Here is a 17,352-nt window from a genome sequence, read left to right as displayed (position 1 = left end):
GCCGCGGTCAGTCCGCCGGCGCGTGCGCCAGGACGGCGTCGAGCAGGCGGACGGCCGCGGCCTTCTCCAACGGGTTGTTGCCGTTCCCGCACTTCGGGGACTGCACGCACGCCGGGCAGCCGCTGCGGCACGGGCAGGTGGCGATCGCCTCGCGCGTCGCGCGCAACCACGTCGCGCCCAGGGCGTAGCCGCGCTCGGCGAACCCTGCGCCCCCGGGGTACGCGTCGTGGACGAACACGGTGGCCTGCTCCGTGTCGGCGTGCAGGGCGGTCGACACCCCGCCGAGATCCCAGCGGTCGCAGGTGGCGAGCAGCGGGAGCAGGCCGATCGACGCGTGCTCGGCGGCGTGCAGGGCCCCGGGCGCCGTCTCGACGGTGATGCCGGCCCGCTCGAGGACCTCCACCGGCGCCGTCCACCACACGGCGGTCGTCGGCAGCGTGCGGGCGGGGAGGTCGAGCGTCTCGGACCCCAGCACCTCCATGCCCGGGATGCGCTTGCGCTGGAAGCCCAGCACCTGGGTGGTGACGTCGACGGCCCCGAACCCCCACGTCACGGGCCCCCAGCGGCGTTCCGCGGTGGTCGACCGGATCTCGGTGCTGGTCACCCACCGGGCCCACGTCCCGAAGTCGACGTCCCTCCGGTCGACCAGCGCCACACCGTCGTCCAGGTGCAGCTCCCCGACGACGTAGGTCGCGCCCTGGTGGACGTACACGGCCCCCTCGTGGACTGTCGAGTCCGCTGCCGCCGCGTCGACCGTCCCCAGCAGGCGGCCGGTCACCGACTCGACGACGCGGACCGGGTCGCCCCCGGTACCCCGCAGGTCGGTCAGGCGGGCCGCCTGCTCGGCGTGCGTCCAGTACCAGCCGGACGGCCGGCGGCGCAGCGCCCCGCGGGCCACCAGCACGTCGAGCAGCTCGCGCGTCGCCGGCCCGAACAGGTCGAGCTCCTCCGCCCGGATCGGGGTCTCCGCCGCCGCGGCGCACAGGTGGGGCGCGAGCACGTACGGGTTCCCCGGGTCGAACACCGTGGCCTCGACCGGGGCGTCCAGCGCCGCCTCGGGGTGGTGCACGAGGAACGTGTCGAGCGGGTCCTCGCGGGCCACCAGGACGACGAGCCCGTCGGCCCCCGCGCGCCCTGCCCGCCCGGCCTGCTGCCACAGGGACACGCGCGTGCCCGGCCAGCCCGCGATGACGACGGCGTCGAGCCCCGAGATGTCCACCCCGAGCTCCAGGGCGTTCGTGGTCGCGAGCGCGCGCAGCCGACCGGTCCGGATCGCCTCCTCCAGCGCCCGGCGCTCCTCCGGCAGGTAGCCCCCGCGGTACGCGGCCACGGCGCCCGCGAGGCCGGGGTCGACCTCCCGCAGGTGCTCCCGCGTGACGGTCGCGACCGACTCGGCGGCCCGGCGCGAGCGCGTGAACGCCAGGGTCCGGGCGCCGGCGGCGGTGAGGTCGGCGAGCAGGTCCGCGACCTCCGCGGTCGCCGAGCGACGAGGCCGGTCGGGGTCCTCCGCGACGAGGTCCTCCCCGGTGCCGAGAGGACCCGATCCCTCCCGGGTGGGTCCGACCGACCCGGCGTCCGGACCCGGCGCGGGGGCCACGTCGTGCGTCGGCGCGCCGTCCGACCGTCCGTCGGGCGCGGGTCCGTCCTGCCCGACGCCGCCGTCCTGCCCGACCCCGCCGTCCTGCCCGACCCCGCCGTCCCGGTCGACGTCGACGGGGGGCTCGTCCAGCGGCAGCGCCCACGGGTCGTCCTCGGGGAGGAGCCCGCTCCACGGGCCCTCGGCCGGGGGCACCTCGGCCGGCTGCCACAGGGCCACGGTCTTGCGCCCGGCGGGGGAGGCGTCGTCCGCGACGGACACGACCTCCTCGGCGGGCACGCCGATGAGCCGCCCGGCGCTCGCGGCGGGTTCGGCGGTCGTGGCGGACGCGAGCAGGAAGACGGGCTCGGACCCGTAGACCGCCGCGACCCGACGCAGGCGCCGGAGGACGGCCGCCACGTGGGCCCCGAACACCCCGCGGAAGGCGTGGCACTCGTCGAGCACGACGTACCGCAGCGACCCGAGCAGCCTGGCCCACCGCCGGTGCTGGGGCAGCAGGGCGAAGTGCAGGAAGTCGGGGTTGCTGAGGACGACGTCCGCGTGCTCCTGGACCCAGCGGCGTTCCTCCAGGGCGGTGTCGCCGTCGCAGGTCGACACCCGCACGTCCCGCAGGTGCGCCGCGTCCAGCAGGCGGTCGAGCGCGTGCCGCTGATCGGCCGCGAGGGCCTTCGTCGGGCACAGGTACAGCACGGAGCCGCGCCGGGTGACGGACTCGATGCGCCCGGGGTCGAGGATGCCGGCCTGGGCGCGGACCGCGGACAGCGACGGCAGCCAGAACGCGAGCGACTTGCCGGACCCGGTGGACGTGGACAGCACGGTGTGCCGGCCGGACCAGGCCGCCTCGGCCGCCTCCGCCTGGTGCACCCAGGGCCGGTCCACGCCGAGCGCCCGGTAGCCGGCCACCAGGTCGGGGTCGGACCAGGCCGGCCAGTCGGCGGTGCGGCCCTGGCGTGCCGGGAGGTGGCGGACGTGCGTGAGGCGGTCCGCGCGCCGCCCTCCGGCGAGCAGCACGTCGAGCAGCCCGCCGGTGTCCGTCACGCCTCCATCCTCGCCCTTCCGCCGGCAGGACGCGGCCACGCGACGGGGCCGGGTGGCCGGGTCGCCCGGTGGCGCGGGTGGCTCGCGCGGCAGGATGGGTCCGTGCACATCGACCTGAACTGCGACCTCGGCGAAGGGCTGGGGGTCTGGACGCTCGGCGAGCCGGGGACGGACGACGCCCTGCTCGAGGTCGTCACGAGCGCGAACGTCGCGTGCGGGTTCCACGCGGGAGACCCGGCGATCATGGCGGCGCGCTGCTCGACGGCGGTGGCGCGGGGGGTCGCCGTCGGCGCGCACGTGGGGTACCGCGACCTCGTGGGCTTCGGCCGGCGGGCGCTGGACGTCCCGCCGGACGTGCTGCTGCAGGAGGTCGCGTACCAGGTGGGCGCCCTGCAGGCCGTCGCGCGGACGGTGGGCGCGCGCGTCGGGTACGTGAAGCCGCACGGCGCGCTGTACAACCGCGTCGTCGGCGACGACGTGCAGGCGCTCGCGGTCGCGGCGGCGGTGGCGCAGGTCGACCCGGGGCTGGCCGTCGTGGGGCTGCCCGGGTCGGCGGTGCTGGTGCGGGCGCGCGAGCTGGGGCTGCGGACGGTCGAGGAGGCCTTCGTCGACCGCGGCTACCGGGCGGACGGGACGCTCGTGCCGCGCGGGCGGCCGGGGGCGCTCGTGACCGACCCGCAGGAGGCCGCCGCCCGGGCGGTGCGCATGGTCCGGGAGCGACGGGTCGCGAGCGTCGACGGCGGGGACGTCGAGGTCACGGCCGCGTCGCTGTGCGTGCACTCGGACACCCCGGGGGCGGTCCCGGTCGCGCGGGCGGTGCGCGCGGCCCTGGAGGCGGCGGGGGTCGAGCTGCGGCCGGTCGCGCCGTGAGGCACGGCGCGCGCCGGGGCCGGGACGGGGCCGCGCTCCCGCGACGGAGGACGTGGTGACCGGGACGCCGAGCCCTGCGGGAGGCCCGGCGCGCGCCGGCGGAGCGGTGCCCGGCGGAGGAGCGGTGCCCGGGGACGGCGCCGTCCGCGTGGTGCGGTACGGACCGGACGCGCTGCTCGTCGACCTGGCGGGCGCCGGTCAGGTCCGGGCGCTGGACGACGCGCTGCGGTCCGCGCCGCCCGCGGGGGCGGTGGACGTGGTCCCCGCGGCGCGGACCGTGCTGCTCCGGTTCGGGTCGTCGTCCGCGGCCGACGCGGCGGTCGACGCCGTGGCGGCGGCTGCGCGGGCCGCGTCGCGGGCCACCGGGAGGCCCGGGTCGGCGGACCGGCGGCCGGCCGACGCGATGGAGCTGCCGGTGCGGTACGACGGCCCTGACCTCGCCGAGGTCGCGCGGCTGACCGGCCTGACACCCGAGGAGGTCGTGCGCCGGCACGCCGCGTCGACGTACACGGTGGCCTTCGGCGGCTTCATACCCGGCTTCGCGTACCTCACGGGCCTCGACCCCGCGCTGCACGTCCCGCGCCGCGCCACCCCGCGCGAGCGGGTCCCGGCCGGTGCGGTGGCGGTCGCCGGCGAGTACGCGGCCGTCTACCCGGCGGCGACACCGGGCGGCTGGCGGCTGCTCGGTACCTGCGACGTGCCGCTCTTCGACGTGGACCGCGACCCGCCCGCGCTGCTGCGGCCGGGCACGCGCGTGCGGTTCGTCCCCGCCGACGACGCCCCGCCCAGCACCCCTGTCGCCGCCCCCGCCCCGGTCGCACCCCCCACCCCCGCCCCGGCGGGCGTCGAGGTCCTCGCCACCGGCCCCCTCGCCCTCGTCGAGGACGCCGGCCGCTCGGGTCTCGCGGCGGTGGGCGTGGGCCGCTCGGGCGCCGCGGACGCCGGGGCCAGGCGGCTCGCGAACCGCCTGGTCGGCAACCGCGCGGACGCGGCGGTGCTGGAGGTGCTGCTGGGCGGCCTCGAGCTCGCGTTCCCGGGCGGCGGCGTGGTCGCGCTCGCGGGCGCGGAGGTGCCGGCGACGGTCGACGGTGTGCCGGTCGCCCCGCACACCGCGACGCGGGTCCCGGCGGGGGCGGTGCTGCGCACGGGGTCCGCCACGCACGGTCTGCGGCTCACGGTCGCGGTGCGCGGGGGTGTCGACGTCGCGCCGGTGCTGGGCTCCCGCGCGACGGACCGGCTCGCCGGCATCGGGCCGGCGCCGCTGCGGCCGGGGGACGTGCTGGCCGTGGGCTCCGCGGTCGGGGCCGCCGCGCAGCCGTGGCCGGACCCGCCGCGCGCGTGGCCGTCGGCGTCGTCGCCGGCCGTGCTGCGCGTGCTGCCGGGGCCGCGGGCCGACTGGTTCCCGGACGGTGCGCTCGACGCCCTGGTGGCGGCGGCGTGGACGGTCGCCCCGGCGAGCGACCGGGTCGCCGTGCGGCTCGCCGGTCCGGCGCTGCCGCGCCTGGACCGGGGCGAGCTCCCGTCCGAGGGGCTCGTGCCGGGCGCGGTGCAGGTGCCTCCCGACGGGCTGCCGGTGGTGTTCGGACCCGACCACCCGGTGACCGGCGGCTACCCGGTGCTCGCGGTGCTCGACGCGCCGTCCCGCGACGTCGCCGCGCAGCTCCGTCCCGGCGACGCCGTCCGATTCGTCCCGGTCCCGGGCCGGACGGGTCGGTGACAGCCCCGGACACGCCTGCGGGGGGACGCCCCGCCCGGTGAGCGGCGTCTGTTTGAATGGCCGCGACAGCCGAGGGGAGCCCTAGTGGACGTGAGCGTGGCCAGCAGGACCGTCGACGGCCGCACGGTCGTCGACGTCACGGGTGAGATCGACGTGTACACCGCTCCTGCGCTGCGGGAACGGCTGACGTCCCTCGTGGACGCCGGGCACACCGACCTCGTCGTGAACCTCACCGATGTGCGGTTCATGGACTCCACAGGCCTCGGCCTGCTCGTGGGCGTGCTCAAGCGGGTGCGGGGGCTCGACGGCCGGCTGCAGCTCGTCATCGACTCGGAGCGGCTGCTCAAGGTCTTCCGGATCACCGCCCTGACCCAGGTGTTCACGATCCGCGAGACCGTGGCCGAGGCGCTCGCGGACGCCCCGGCCACGGACTGAGGGACTCCCTCAGGACATGAACTGCCCCACGAGCTGGACGACCTGACCGCCCCGGACGTCCACCCAGAACCAGCTCTGCTGCTCGACGGTGATGTCGCTGGGGTACGCGTCCTCGCCGACGCACGCCGTGGACGTGCGCGGCCCGGCGACCTGCTCGAGCGTCAGGGTCTCCCGCCACGGAGCGCTGCCGCACGCGCCGGTCACGACCACGTCGGCCGCCACCGGCAGGGTGCGCAGGCGCGTCGACTCGTTCAGCCACTCGACCGCGGGCGCCTCGTGCTCGGCCTCCTCGCGGGTCATGCCGAGCGTCGCCATCCGGTGCTCGACCGTCTCCTGCGGCGTCAGCACCTGCGCGACGTCGACGGTGATCGTCCGGGCGGCGGGGTCGACCGCCGTGAGCATCGCGAAGTAGTCGCCGTCGGCGAGCGTCTCGGAGCCGTCGGCCTCGTCCGGGTCGTACCCCTCGACCTCGACCATCTCCATGCGGTTGCGGTTCGGGTCGATCAGGGGGCGCCCGCTGCCCGAGCCGCCGCCGGACGACGCGTCGTCCGCCGCTCCCGTCGGCGCCTCGCCGGGGTCGAGGCGGACCTCGACCGGGTCCGAGACGGCGGTGCCACCGGCGGTCCGCACGGCCACCGCACCGGTGTAGGTGCCGGCGGCCAGCGGGGCACCGCAGTCGTCGAGCGGGCCGCTCAGCGCGAGCTGCACCCCGTCGGCGGTCACGGTCCACGCGGGCTCGCCGGTGGTCGGCAGCAGCGCGGCGACCCGGCCGTCGCGCAGCACGGCGAGCGCGGCACCGCCGCCCGCCAGGTCCGGCAGCTCGGCGGCTCCCGGCCCGTCGACGGCGACCTGCACGCTGACGGGCCCGGCGGCCGTGCCCTGCGCGGGGGAGAGCGCGGTCACCGCGAGGTCGCCGGCGCCCTCGGGCAGCGGCTCGCCGCACACGGGCCACGCCGCGGTGCCGGGTGCGGCCGAGGTCGTGGGGGTGGGGTCGGGCAGTGCCGGTGCGCCGCGGTCGGGGAACCAGCCCGCCACGCTCGTGCCGGCGAGGGCGACCGCCGCGACGCCGGCGACGAGGCCCCCGGCCGACGCACCGCGGATCGCGGCACGGCGCCGGCGACGCCGGTGCACGATCGCCTCGACCGGGAGGGCACGTGCGCCGTGGTGCTGGGCGTCCGCGACGATGTCGGCGAGCGCCTCGGACAGGTCGTGGTCGTTCACAGCAGGTGCTCCATCTCGTCTCGGTCCTCGCGGGTCGACCCGTCCGGGGCGTTCCCCAGCGACAGGCCGAGCCGGCCGCGGGCGTCGGCCAGGTAGCGCTTCACCGCCCCGGTGCTCAGGTCGAGCACGTCGGCGATGTCGGCGACGGGGAGGTCGTCGAGGTAGCGCAGCACGGTGCAGGCGCGCTGGCGTGCGGGGAGCTCGGCGAGCGCGGCACGGACCTCCTGCCGCACCGTGACCCCGTCGGCGAGGTCGGGCAGCGTCTCCTCGGGGCCCGCGAGCCGCGGCAGCAGGTCCCGCCACCGCCGGGCCCGGCGCCGGCCGTCCACGAACGTCGTGAGGATCGTGCGGCGCACGTACCCCTCGACGGTCTGCAGGTCGACGCCCGTGCGCGTGCGCACGACCGTCTTGACCAGCGCGTCCTGCACCAGGTCCTCCGCGTCGCGGAGGTCGCCTGTGAGCAGGTACGCGTAGGCCACCAGCGCCCGCCCGCGGTCGCGGGCCAGTGCTGCGATCATCTCGTCCCCGTGCGGCACGGTCGTCCTCTCCTCGTCTTGCCCCTCACCTGCTGAGACGACCCGCGGGCCCCGGAGGTTGTGCGCCGCCGCCGGGCAGATCCGGCACGTCCGGGACGGGCGGGCGCGACCTCCCGACATCGCACCGCCGCGCCGTGCGTGGCGTCCGGGACGAGTGTCCTGCCCGGTGGACGGTCCGCGTGCCCCGTCGACGGTCCCCGTGCGCGCCCGACGCCGACCCGGCGGCGCGGCGCGGGCTCACCGGATGACGATCTCGAACGGCTCCCCGGCGACGACGACCACGGGCCCCTCGGGGACGGCGAGCGGGGTGGCGCCCTCCGGCGTCCGCAGCTCGGCGGCGGTCACCGGCACGACCGGGTGCACGGTGTAGGTGCCCGGGGGCAGCGCCTCCTCCGTGGCGGAGCCCGCCGCGTCGCACCGCTCCAGGTCGGTGCGGTCGGGGACCGGGAGCACCGACCCGGTGTCGAGGTCGACCGAGGCCCACAGGTCCGCGGAGGCGGGGCGGCTGCTCCCGACGACCACCCCGTCCTGCTCGAGCCAGTACCGGACACCGGTCCGCAGGTAGGCGCGCAGGCGTGACGGCCCCCGGTAGGTCAGGGTCGCGGGGGCGTCGAGCTCCTGACCCGCGACGACCGAGGCGACGGGGGCGGCGTCGAGGTCGAAGGCGCCGCCGGTCGTGAGATCCGGGACGGCGGCACCGCACGCGGGCTCGGCGGCCAGGCGCACGTCCTCCGAGGGAGGAGCCGGCGTCGTGACGGCCCCGTCCGCCGCGATCGTCACCGTGGCGGGCTCGCTCAGGACGCGTCGCCAGTCCTGCGGGTGCTCGGCGGCGACGGCCGCCGCGGCAGCGGTCGTCCCGTCCCCGATCGCCGACGGGTCGGGACCCAGGGGCATCACGCGCGCGGCGGCGACCACCTGGTACTCCCCGGCAGGGAGGTCACCGCCGTCGAGGCAGGAGGTCAGGGGGACGTGGGTCCGGTAGACGGACGAGGTCGTCGACGCCTCGACGTCGTACGCCGTGATCACGGGCCACGTGCCGCCGTAGGAGTCCGTCGCTGCGACGACGATCCCGTCGTGGACGACCAGCAGGTCCGGTCCGCGGTCCTCGTAGAGCCCGAAGTGCGCGCTGCGCGGTTCCCAGTCCGGTGTCAGGGCGAGCGAGGTGCGGGTCACGACCGGCACCGGCTCCCCGGGCCGGACGACCTCGGCGAGTACGGCGAGCACCGTGTCCCACCGGTCGTCCACGGGGTCGGCGGGCGGGGTGGTGACCAGGGAGCCGCAGGCCCCGAACGGCAGGCCGGGGTCGCCGGTCGGCAGCGTGGTCGTGGGTGCGGCCGGGTCGTCCGCCGTGGGCGCCGTCGAGGGGCGGGGTGCGGGCGTGGTCGTGTGCGCGGGCGGTGCGGGTGCGGGCGCCTGGTCGGGCAGCAGCGCGAGGGTGCCGCCGGTCAGGGCGAGGACGGCGCAGGTCGCCGCGGCCGTGGTCAGGGCTGCTCGGCGGGTACGCCCCCGGCGGGTGCGGGCGATGAGGTCGGCGAGGGGAAGGCCTGCGTCGGGGAGGTCGCGGTGCGCGGTCGCGACACCGTCGACCAGGTCGTCGAGCGCGCGGTGCAGGTGGTCGCTCATCGTCCGCCTCCGTTCGTGGTGGACAGGTCCTCGGTGTCGAGGTCGGGCATGCCGAGCAGGGTGCTGAGACGGGAGGCGGCGTCGGAGAGGTAGCGCTTGACGGCGCCCTCGGACAGGTCGAGCCTGCGGGCGATCTCGGGGACGGTGAGGTCGTCGTAGTGCCGCAGGACGGTGCAGGCGCGTTGCCGTGGCGACAGGGTGTCGAGGGCGGCGGCGACGCTGACCTGGTCGACCACGGTGCTCTCGGCGGAGGGGCTGGTGGCGGCGGGCGCGACGAGGTGGGCGTTGTCGCGCGAGACGCGGTCGTGGCGGTGCTGGTCGATCCAGCCGGTGAGGACGGCGCGGCGGACGTAGGCCTCGGTCCAGGTGATGTCGTGGCCGGCGCGGCGGCGGGTCCAGGCGCGCACGACGGCGTCCTGGACGAGGTCCTCGGCGCTCGCGGTGTCGCCGGTCAGCAGCCTCGCGTAGCCGATGAGGGCCGGTCCGCGGTCGCGGACGAACGCCGCGAGGTCGTCCTGCCAGCTCACCGTGCCGCTCCGTCCCGGTCGGGCAGCCGTCCGCCGACCCGTCCTCCGAGTGTCATGGCTGGTCGACGGTCCGCGGGGGGCGTTCCGTTGGGGGGCGGGTCCGGATGTCACCCGGACGGAGCAGCGCCCCTCCACCCCGCCGGCCGGGGGTTTGGTGGCTACAGTGGCGTCCTCCACGCGGCAACGGGGCGGCGTGAGGTCGGGGGCGGTCGGGGGAGGCCGTGCCCGTGTCCGAGGAGGATGCATGGTCGATCTCGGTCCGGCGAGTCTCGTGGTGGTCTGGGTCATCGCCGCCGTCGCGGTCGCGGCGCTGGTCGTGGCGGTGGTGCTGCGGCGTCAGGTGCTCGCGGCGGACGAGGGGTCCGCGGCCATGCGGTCCATCGCCGCGGCGGTGCAGGAGGGCGCGGCGGCGTACCTGTCGCGGCAGCTCAGGACGCTGGTGCTGTTCGCGGTGGTGGTGTTCGCGCTGCTGTTCCTGCTGCCGGGCGACGCGGGGGTGAAGATCGGCCGGTCGGTGTTCTTCCTGGTCGGCGCGGGGTTCTCCGCCTCGATCGGCTACCTGGGCATGTGGTTGGCGACGCGCGCGAACGTGCGTGTCGCGGCGGCCGCGTCGCTGCCGGGGGGCCGGGCGGAGGGCGCGCGGATCGCGCTGCGGACGGGTGGCGTGGTCGGCATGTCGGTGGTGGGCCTGGGCCTGCTCGGCGCGGCGGTCGTGGTGCTGCTGTACCGGGGCGACGCGCCGGCGGTGCTCGAGGGCTTCGGGTTCGGCGCCGCGCTGCTCGCGATGTTCATGCGGGTCGGCGGCGGCATCTTCACCAAGGCGGCGGACGTGGGCGCGGACCTCGTCGGCAAGGTCGAGCAGGGCATCCCCGAGGACGACCCGCGCAACGCCGCGACGATCGCGGACAACGTGGGCGACAACGTCGGGGACTGCGCGGGCATGGCGGCGGACCTGTTCGAGTCGTACGCGGTGACGCTGGTCGCGGCGCTGATCCTCGGCCGGGCGGCGTTCGGCGAGGAGGGCCTGGTGTTCCCGCTGATCGTCACCGCGATCGGCGCGCTGGTGGCGGCGCTCGGCGTGCTCGTCACCCGGGTCCGGGGCGAGGAGAGCGGGCTGACGGCCATCAACCGCGGGTTCGCCGTGGCGGCGGTCGCCGGCGCGGTGCTCGCGGCCGTGGCGGCGTTCGCGTACCTGCCGTCGTCGTTCTCGGCGCTCGCGGGCACCGCGGGTCTGGGGGACCACGGCGGCGACCCGCGGCTGGTGGCCGCCGGCGCGGTGGCGATCGGCGTCGTGCTGGCCGGCCTGATCCTGTGGGTCACCGGCTACTTCACGGGCACGACGTCCAAGCCGACCATCCACGTGGCGCGGACCTCCCAGACGGGGGCGGCGACGGTCGTGCTGTCGGGCATCGGGGTGGGCTTCGAGTCGGCCGTGTACACGGCGGGCATCATCGCGGCGGCGATCTGCGGCGTGTTCCTGCTGGCGGGCGGGTCCATCTCGCTCTCGCTGTTCCTGGTGGCGCTCGCGGGCTGCGGCCTGCTGACGACGGTCGGCGTGATCGTCGCGATGGACACCTTCGGACCGGTGAGCGACAACGCCCAGGGCATCGCGGAGATGTCCGGCGACGTCACCGAGGAGGGCGCGCAGATCCTCACGGACCTCGACGCCGTCGGGAACACCACGAAGGCCGTGACCAAGGGCATCGCGATCGCGACGGCCGTGCTCGCGGCGACCGCCCTGTTCGGCTCGTACGCCGACGCGGTGGCCGGGGCGGTCGCGGACCTGCGGATGTCGCAGGCGCCGGGCGACATCGTCCTGGCGATGACGGACTACCAGGTGATCAGCCCCGTGACCCTGGTCGGGGTGATCCTGGGCGGGGCGACGGTGTTCCTGTTCTCCGGCCTGGCGATCGACGCGGTGACCCGCGCGGCCGGTGCGATCGTGTTCGAGGTGCGCCGCCAGTTCCGCGAGCACCCCGGGATCATGACCGGCGCGGAGCGCCCCGAGTACGGCAAGGTCGTCGACATCTGCACCCGGGACTCGTTGCGTGAGCTCGCGACGCCCGGCCTGCTCGCGGCGTCCGCGCCGGTCGCGGTCGGGTTCGGCCTGGGCATCGGGCCGCTCGCGGGGTTCCTGGCCGGGGCGATCGGATCGGGCGTGCTGATGGCCGTCTTCCTGGCGAACTCCGGCGGCACGTGGGACAACGCCAAGAAGCTGGTCGAGGACGGCCGGTACGGCGGGAAGGGGTCGGACGCGCACGCCGCCGTCGTCATCGGGGACACCGTCGGCGACCCGTTCAAGGACACGGCGGGCCCGGCCATCAACCCCCTGATCAAGGTGATGAACCTCGTCGCGCTGCTCGTCGCGCCGGCGGTCGTCGCCGTGTCGCTGGGGGACGACGCGAACCCCGTGCTGCGGCTGACGATCGCGGTGCTGGCCGCCGGCGTCGCGTTCGGCGCGGTCATCGCCTCGCGGCTGCGCGCCGCCCGCGTGGACGAGGAGGCGCGCCTGGAGCGGGAGGTCCGGCTGCCGGCGTCGTGACGGCGCCCGGGGCGTGCGCTCCCGCCTCGACCGCCCGGCGGACGTCGGGCAGGCTGTCGGTATGACCCGGACCCGCCGCCCCGGCCGCCGCCTGCCCCGCACCGCCTCCCTGCTCGTGCTGCTCCCGCTGTCCCTGGCCGCCTGCTCGGGCGGCGACGACGCCGAGCGGTTCTGCTCGGAGGCCGAGGACGCCCTCGCCGGCATCGACGCCTCGGGCGCGCTCGGCGACGACCCGCAGGCGTTCGCCGACGCGATCGCGCAGCAGCGCGAGGGGTTCGAGTCGATCGACCCCCCGTCGGAGATCGCCGACGACTGGCGGACGTTCGCGACGGCGTTCGCGGAGCTGGACGACGCGCTGCAGTCCGTGGACACCACGGACCAGGCGGCCCTGGACCAGGCGCTCACCGAGTTCTCCGGCTCGGCGGACGCCGAGGGGCTCGCGGACGCGTCCGACCGCATCGGCACCTACCTGACCGAGAACTGCGAGGCGTGATGCGGCTGCACCTCGTCCGCCACGGCCAGACCGGCTCGAACCTGCGGCACGCGCTCGACACGGGGGCGCCCGGCGCCGCGCTGACCCCCGAGGGCGAGCGGCAGGCCCGCGCCGTCGGGGAGGTGCTCGCCGCCGAGCGGCTCGACGCGGTGTACGCCTCCCACCTGGACCGGGCCCGGGCGACGGCCGCGGAGGTCGCGCGCCCCCACGGGCTGGACGTCACCGTCCGCGAGGGACTGCGCGAGGTGCTCGCCGGTGACCTGGAGATGCGGACGGACGCCGACGCGGTGGAGCGGTACCTCGGCACGATGCTCGCGTGGGCGGGCGGGGACCTCGACGCCCGGATGCCCGGCGGCGAGACGGGCCGCGCCACGCTCGAGCGGTTCGACGCGGTCGTCGAGGAGATGCTCGCGACCGGGGCGGGCACCGTCGCGGCGGTCAGCCACGGCGCGGTGATCCGGCTGTGGGCGATCACGCGGGCCGCCAACCTCCACACGCGGTCGGACGTCGTGCAGGTGCTGGACAACACCGGCGTCGTGACGCTCGAGACCGGCGGCCCGACCGGCTGGTACGCGACGCGCTGGCAGGACGAGACCGTGCCGCACGACGCCCCGGCGGGCGACGGCCCGGGCGGGGAGCCGCTGCCGGTCTGACGCCGGGCGTCGCACCCCGGCGCCGCACACTACTGAGTAGCGGCCACTCAGGTCCGCGCGACGGCCACCTCAATCCGCACCCGCTCCCGCGACGGCACGGGTCGGTACCGCGGCCGGCACCACTCAGTGGCACGGGAGGTACCGGGGCCGCGTCGACGCTGGAGGCGTCCGTCGAGCCCGTCGAACCCGGTGCGTCGCCGTGCGGACCGGTGCGCTCCGTAGGACCCTCCCGTGATCCCGACCCGCCTGGTCGCCACCGCCGTCGTGGCCGCGCTCGCCGCGCCCGTCGGCGTGCTGCTCGCCCCCGCCGCCGTCGCCGCCCCGCCCTCGCTCGAGGAGACCCGGACGTTCACCGTCCCCGACCCCCGTGCGACCGGGTACGGGCTCGACCTCGACGGCGACCTCGCCGTCTACACCGGGCGCTACGACTCGCGCGGCGCGGCCGGGACCGGCCTGGTCCAGGTCGCGCGCCGGACCGGCCCCGCCGCCACCGACTGGACGACCACCGACCTGCCCGTCCCCGCGGACGTGCGGGGCTACGGCGTCTCCGTGGCGGTCGACGCCGACGCGGGACGGGTCGTCGTCGGGGCGATCACCTCGCAGCACGTCGTGGTCTACACCCGGACCGGTCCGGACGAGTGGGCGGTCGACCGCGTGCTCGAGGCCCCGGCGGACCCCCGGGTGGGCCTGGTCCGCACGTTCGGGGAGACCGTCGCGCTGGACGGCGGCACGCTCGTCGTCGGCGCGCCGAACTCGACGGTCGACGGGCGGGCGAACGCCGGCCTCGCGTACCTGTTCGACCTCGACGCGGGCACGTCGCGGCCGCTGCTGCCGGCGCCGGAGCTCGTCGTCGGCGACTCGATCGCGGGACAGGCGGTCGACGTCGCGGACGGGCGGGTCGCCGTCGGGGCCCCCCAGCTGCGGCGCACGCTGGACTTCTACGGCGGCCAGTTCCGGGTCGGCGGGGTGTACCTGTGGGACACGGCGGCGCTCGACGCGGGGCCGTCCCTGACCTCCCAGCCGGTCGGGGAGGAGATGCGCTCCGTGCCGCCCGGCAACGGCGGTGGGCCGGCGTTCGGCTACGCGCTCGCCCTGGCGGGCGGCCGGCTCTACGTCGGCTCGCCGCTCGAGGTGAACTACACCGCCGAGGACCCGGCCGACCCGGTCGGCGGCTACAACGTCTCCTCGATCGACTCGGGCACCACGACCCAGGGCGCGGTGTACGTCTACGACCCGTCCGACGCGGCGGCCCCCGCCCGGGTGGGCGGCAAGCTCATGCCGCCGGCCCACTCGTACGGGTTCGGGTACCGCGTCGACGCGACCACGGACGCGCTGCTCGCCTCGGCCTACAGCGCCGCGGACGGGCTGCGGGGCGAGGTGCACGTCCTGGACCCGGCGGCGGTCGACCCGACGGTCCCGGACGACGGCGGGCTGCTGCGGCAGACGGTGGAGCCGGTGCAGACGCTGCGCGGTTCCGACATGGAGCCCGGGGCGCGGTTCGGGAGCAGCGACATCGGCGGCGGGGTGGCCGTCTCCGGGGGCCGGGCCCTCGTGGCCGCCTTCGCGACCGGTGCGAGCGCCAGCGGCAAGGTCTACCTGTTCGACGCGGTGGTGCCGGAGCCCGTCGAGGTGGCCGTGCCGGACGTCACCGTCACCTACGGCCTGCCCGCGACCCTGACGGCGACCGTGTCCGGGCTGGTGCCGGCCGGTGCCTCCGTCGCGGTCGACGGGGTGGAGCTCGGCGGCGTCACCAGCGACGGCGCCACGGTCACGGCGTCGGTCGCCGCCGCGGCGTACGACGTGGGCGACCACGAGGTGGCGGTCGGGGTGCGGCGCGAGGCCGGCGGCGAGGTCGTCGCGACGGCGACCGCGCTCCTGCGGGTGCTGCCGGCCGCCACCACCACGACGGTCGACCCGGGGCCGGGTGCCTCACGCCCCGCGGGCGAGGCCCTGCCCGTCACCGGGACCGTCGCGGGCGAGCACGGCACGGTGCCCGGCGGCTCCGTCGAGCTGCTCGCCGCCGGCGAGGTCGTCGCGACCGCGGACCTCGGGGCGGACGGCTCGTACGCGACCGAGGTCCCCGCCCCGGCGGTCGTGCCCGGCGAGCTCGCCCTCGAGGCCCGGTACGCCGGAGACACGAACCACCTCGCCTCGTCCGCGTCGGCGAGCGTCCAGGTCCGTGCCTCCGACCCGCCGGTCCCGACGCCCGGGCCGACGGAGCCGGTCGAGCCCGTGGACCCGGTCGACCCGGTGGACCCGGTGGAACCCGTCGACCCGGTGGACCCGCCCGCCCCGGCCGACCCGGCGGGTGAGGCCGCGCCGAGCGGTCCCGCCTCGGCGGTCCTGGCGGTGACCGGGCCCGGCGGCCTCGCGGCCCTGCTCGCGGCGGCTGTCCTCGTCATCGCGCTCGGTGTCGTCCTCGTCCGGAGACGGCGCGCCTGACGACGGCGATCGGGGAGGATGGGCGGGTGCAGCCCCCCACCTCCCCGGACGCAGCCCCCGCCGACCTGCTGGACGCCCTGCGCGCCGACCTCACGGGCGCGGGCTTCACGGTCGCGGGCGTCGCCGACCTGCTCGGCCCGGTGGCGTCGGCGGCGCTGCACCGGGAGGAGGCGGTCCCGGCGCTGCGGGTCACGGCCGCCGCCACCGACCCGCGGGCCACGCTCGTCCGCGCGCTGGTGCTCGGGGTCCCCGTCCCGGCGTCCCGCCTGGCTGCCGCCCTGCCCACCCTCGGCGTCGACGGTGCGCGGCGCCTCGGGCTCGTGTCCGCCGCGGGCTCGGCCCCGGACGACGAGGTGCGGGCGCTGGTCGACCTGCGGCCCTACGAGGCCGAGGACGGCGCCGGCGCCGTGGACTGGTGGATCGCGTCGGACCTGGGTGAGCTGGCGACCGGCGGCGCGCTGCGCACCGACCACGTGCTCGGCGTCGGGGGCGCGTCCACGACGCTGGCCCAGGTGACGGCGCGCGACCCGCGCGGCCGGACGCTCGACCTCGGCACGGGCTGCGGCATCCAGGCGCTGCACGCGTCGCGGCACTCGGCGTCCGTGGTCGGCACCGACATCTCCGCGCGGGCGCTGGCGTTCGCCCGGTTCAACGCCGCGCTGGCGGGGGTGGGCGCGCTCGACCTGCGGCTCGGGTCGATGCTGGAGCCGGTCGCCGGGGAGCGGTTCGACCTGGTGGTGAGCAACCCGCCGTTCGTGATCACGCCGCGGGCGGCCGGGGAGGTGCCCACGTACGAGTACCGCGACGCGGGCCGCACCGGGGACGCCGTCGTGGCGGACCTCGTGACGTCCGTCGGCGGCGTGCTCGCGCCCGGCGGCGTCGCGCAGCTGCTCGGCAACTGGGAGGTCCGCCGGGGCGAGCGGTGGGACGAGCGGGTGGGCGCGTGGCTCGACGCGTCCGGGCTGGACGGCTGGGTGGTGCAGCGCGAGCTCCAGGACCCCGCGCAGTACGCCGAGACGTGGATCCGCGACGGCGGGACGACGCCGGACCGGGACCCGGAGGCGTGGCGCACCCGGTACGCCGCGTGGCTCGACGACTTCGCGTCGCGCGACGTCGAGGCGATCGGCTTCGGGATCGTCGTCCTGCGCCGGCCCGGGTCGCAGGGCCCCCTGCTGCGCCGGCTCGAGGAGGTCACCGGCACCGTGCGGCAGCCTCTCGGCCCGGCCATCGGGGCGAGCCTGGCCGCGCAGGAGCTGCTGCGCGGGCAGGACGACGCGGCGCTCGCGGCGGCACGGCTGCGCGTCGCGCCGGACGTGACGGAGGAGCGGTACCTGCGGCCCGGCGACGTCGACCCGCAGGTGGTGCTGCTGCGGCAGGGCGGCGGCTTCGGGCGCACCGTGCGCGCGGGCACCGCGCTCGCCGGATTCGTCGGCGCCTGCGACGGGGAGCTGACCGTCGGGCAGATCGTCGGTGCGCTCGGTGCGCTGCTCGGCGTGGACGCCGCGGGCGTGGCGGCCGAGGTGCTGCCCGCGGCGCGCGGCCTGCTCGCGGACGGCCTGCTGCTGCCCGCCTGACCGGCCGGCCGGCATCCGGCCACGGCCTCCTGACGGCCGCCCACAGCCTCGGCACAGGTGGGTGATACGACCGCTCCAGGCACC

At 77.3% G+C, this 17,352-nt stretch carries 13 protein-coding genes; 8 read left to right on the top strand and 5 right to left on the bottom strand.

Going from position 1 to position 17,352, the window contains the following annotated elements:
* Positions 1 to 7: 7 nt before the first annotated feature.
* Positions 8 to 2,635 (bottom strand): DEAD/DEAH box helicase, encoded by a 2,628-nt coding sequence (locus tag AAHH18_RS10525; protein WP_343301578.1) that lies wholly within the window; start codon positions 2,633 to 2,635, stop codon positions 8 to 10.
* A gap of 102 nt (positions 2,636 to 2,737) precedes the next feature.
* On the opposite strand from AAHH18_RS10525, the gene AAHH18_RS10520 reads away from it, so the two are divergent.
* The 3 genes from AAHH18_RS10520 to AAHH18_RS10510 all read left to right on the top strand — a co-directional run bounded on the left by AAHH18_RS10520 (position 2,738) and on the right by AAHH18_RS10510 (position 5,657).
* Positions 2,738 to 3,505: a LamB/YcsF family protein gene (locus tag AAHH18_RS10520; RefSeq protein WP_343301577.1), complete on the top strand. Its 768-nt coding sequence runs from the start codon at positions 2,738 to 2,740 to the stop codon at positions 3,503 to 3,505.
* A 124-nt stretch (positions 3,506 to 3,629) separates the two neighbouring features.
* Entirely contained in the window at positions 3,630 to 5,222 is a 1,593-nt protein-coding gene (locus AAHH18_RS10515; protein ID WP_343301576.1) for a 5-oxoprolinase subunit B/C family protein, read from the top strand.
* Between the two features lie 96 nt (positions 5,223 to 5,318).
* The gene (locus AAHH18_RS10510; protein ID WP_459349113.1) at positions 5,319 to 5,657 is read left to right on the top strand and encodes an STAS domain-containing protein; all 339 of its coding nucleotides are present in this window, start codon (positions 5,319 to 5,321) and stop codon (positions 5,655 to 5,657) included.
* 9 nt (positions 5,658 to 5,666) lie between these two features.
* On the opposite strand, the gene AAHH18_RS10505 is transcribed toward AAHH18_RS10510, so the two are convergent.
* From AAHH18_RS10505 to AAHH18_RS10490, 4 genes are all read right to left on the bottom strand, one after another.
* On the bottom strand, positions 5,667 to 6,878 hold the full coding sequence (locus tag AAHH18_RS10505) for a hypothetical protein (RefSeq protein ID WP_343301574.1): 1,212 nt from the start codon (positions 6,876 to 6,878) through the stop codon (positions 5,667 to 5,669).
* On the bottom strand, positions 6,875 to 7,396 hold the full coding sequence (locus AAHH18_RS10500; protein WP_283321708.1) for a sigma-70 family RNA polymerase sigma factor: 522 nt from the start codon (positions 7,394 to 7,396) through the stop codon (positions 6,875 to 6,877). Before AAHH18_RS10500 ends, AAHH18_RS10505 begins: the two co-directional genes overlap by 4 nt.
* Positions 7,397 to 7,651: 255 nt before the next feature.
* Positions 7,652 to 9,037, bottom strand: a complete 1,386-nt coding sequence (locus AAHH18_RS10495; RefSeq protein ID WP_343301573.1) for a hypothetical protein — start codon at positions 9,035 to 9,037, stop codon at positions 7,652 to 7,654.
* Positions 9,034 to 9,564 carry a SigE family RNA polymerase sigma factor gene (locus AAHH18_RS10490; protein WP_343301572.1) on the bottom strand — a complete coding sequence of 177 codons (531 nt, stop codon included), beginning with the start codon at positions 9,562 to 9,564 and terminating at the stop codon, positions 9,034 to 9,036. Before AAHH18_RS10490 ends, AAHH18_RS10495 begins: the two co-directional genes overlap by 4 nt.
* A gap of 244 nt (positions 9,565 to 9,808) precedes the next feature.
* Here AAHH18_RS10490 and AAHH18_RS10485 point away from each other — a divergent pair, with 244 nt between their 5' ends.
* From AAHH18_RS10485 to AAHH18_RS10465, 5 genes are all read left to right on the top strand, one after another.
* Positions 9,809 to 12,106 carry a sodium-translocating pyrophosphatase gene (locus AAHH18_RS10485; RefSeq protein WP_343301571.1) on the top strand — a complete coding sequence of 766 codons (2,298 nt, stop codon included), beginning with the start codon at positions 9,809 to 9,811 and terminating at the stop codon, positions 12,104 to 12,106.
* Positions 12,107 to 12,167: 61 nt separating this feature from the next.
* Positions 12,168 to 12,599 (top strand): hypothetical protein, encoded by a 432-nt coding sequence (locus AAHH18_RS10480; RefSeq protein WP_343301570.1) that lies wholly within the window; start codon positions 12,168 to 12,170, stop codon positions 12,597 to 12,599.
* Entirely contained in the window at positions 12,599 to 13,252 is a 654-nt protein-coding gene (locus tag AAHH18_RS10475) for a histidine phosphatase family protein (protein ID WP_283321906.1), read from the top strand. Before AAHH18_RS10480 ends, AAHH18_RS10475 begins: the two co-directional genes overlap by 1 nt.
* Before the next feature lie 231 nt (positions 13,253 to 13,483).
* Positions 13,484 to 15,694 (top strand): Ig-like domain-containing protein, encoded by a 2,211-nt coding sequence (locus tag AAHH18_RS10470; RefSeq protein ID WP_343301569.1) that lies wholly within the window; start codon positions 13,484 to 13,486, stop codon positions 15,692 to 15,694.
* Between the two features lie 26 nt (positions 15,695 to 15,720).
* Positions 15,721 to 17,268: a DUF7059 domain-containing protein gene (locus AAHH18_RS10465; RefSeq protein WP_343301568.1), complete on the top strand. Its 1,548-nt coding sequence runs from the start codon at positions 15,721 to 15,723 to the stop codon at positions 17,266 to 17,268.
* The last annotated feature ends 84 nt before the right edge of the window (positions 17,269 to 17,352 follow it).

The sequence above is a fragment of the Cellulomonas olei genome, from assembly GCF_039548315.1.
Taxonomy (GTDB): domain Bacteria; phylum Actinomycetota; class Actinomycetes; order Actinomycetales; family Cellulomonadaceae; genus Cellulomonas.
This window is presented reverse-complemented; position numbering and strand designations above follow the sequence as displayed.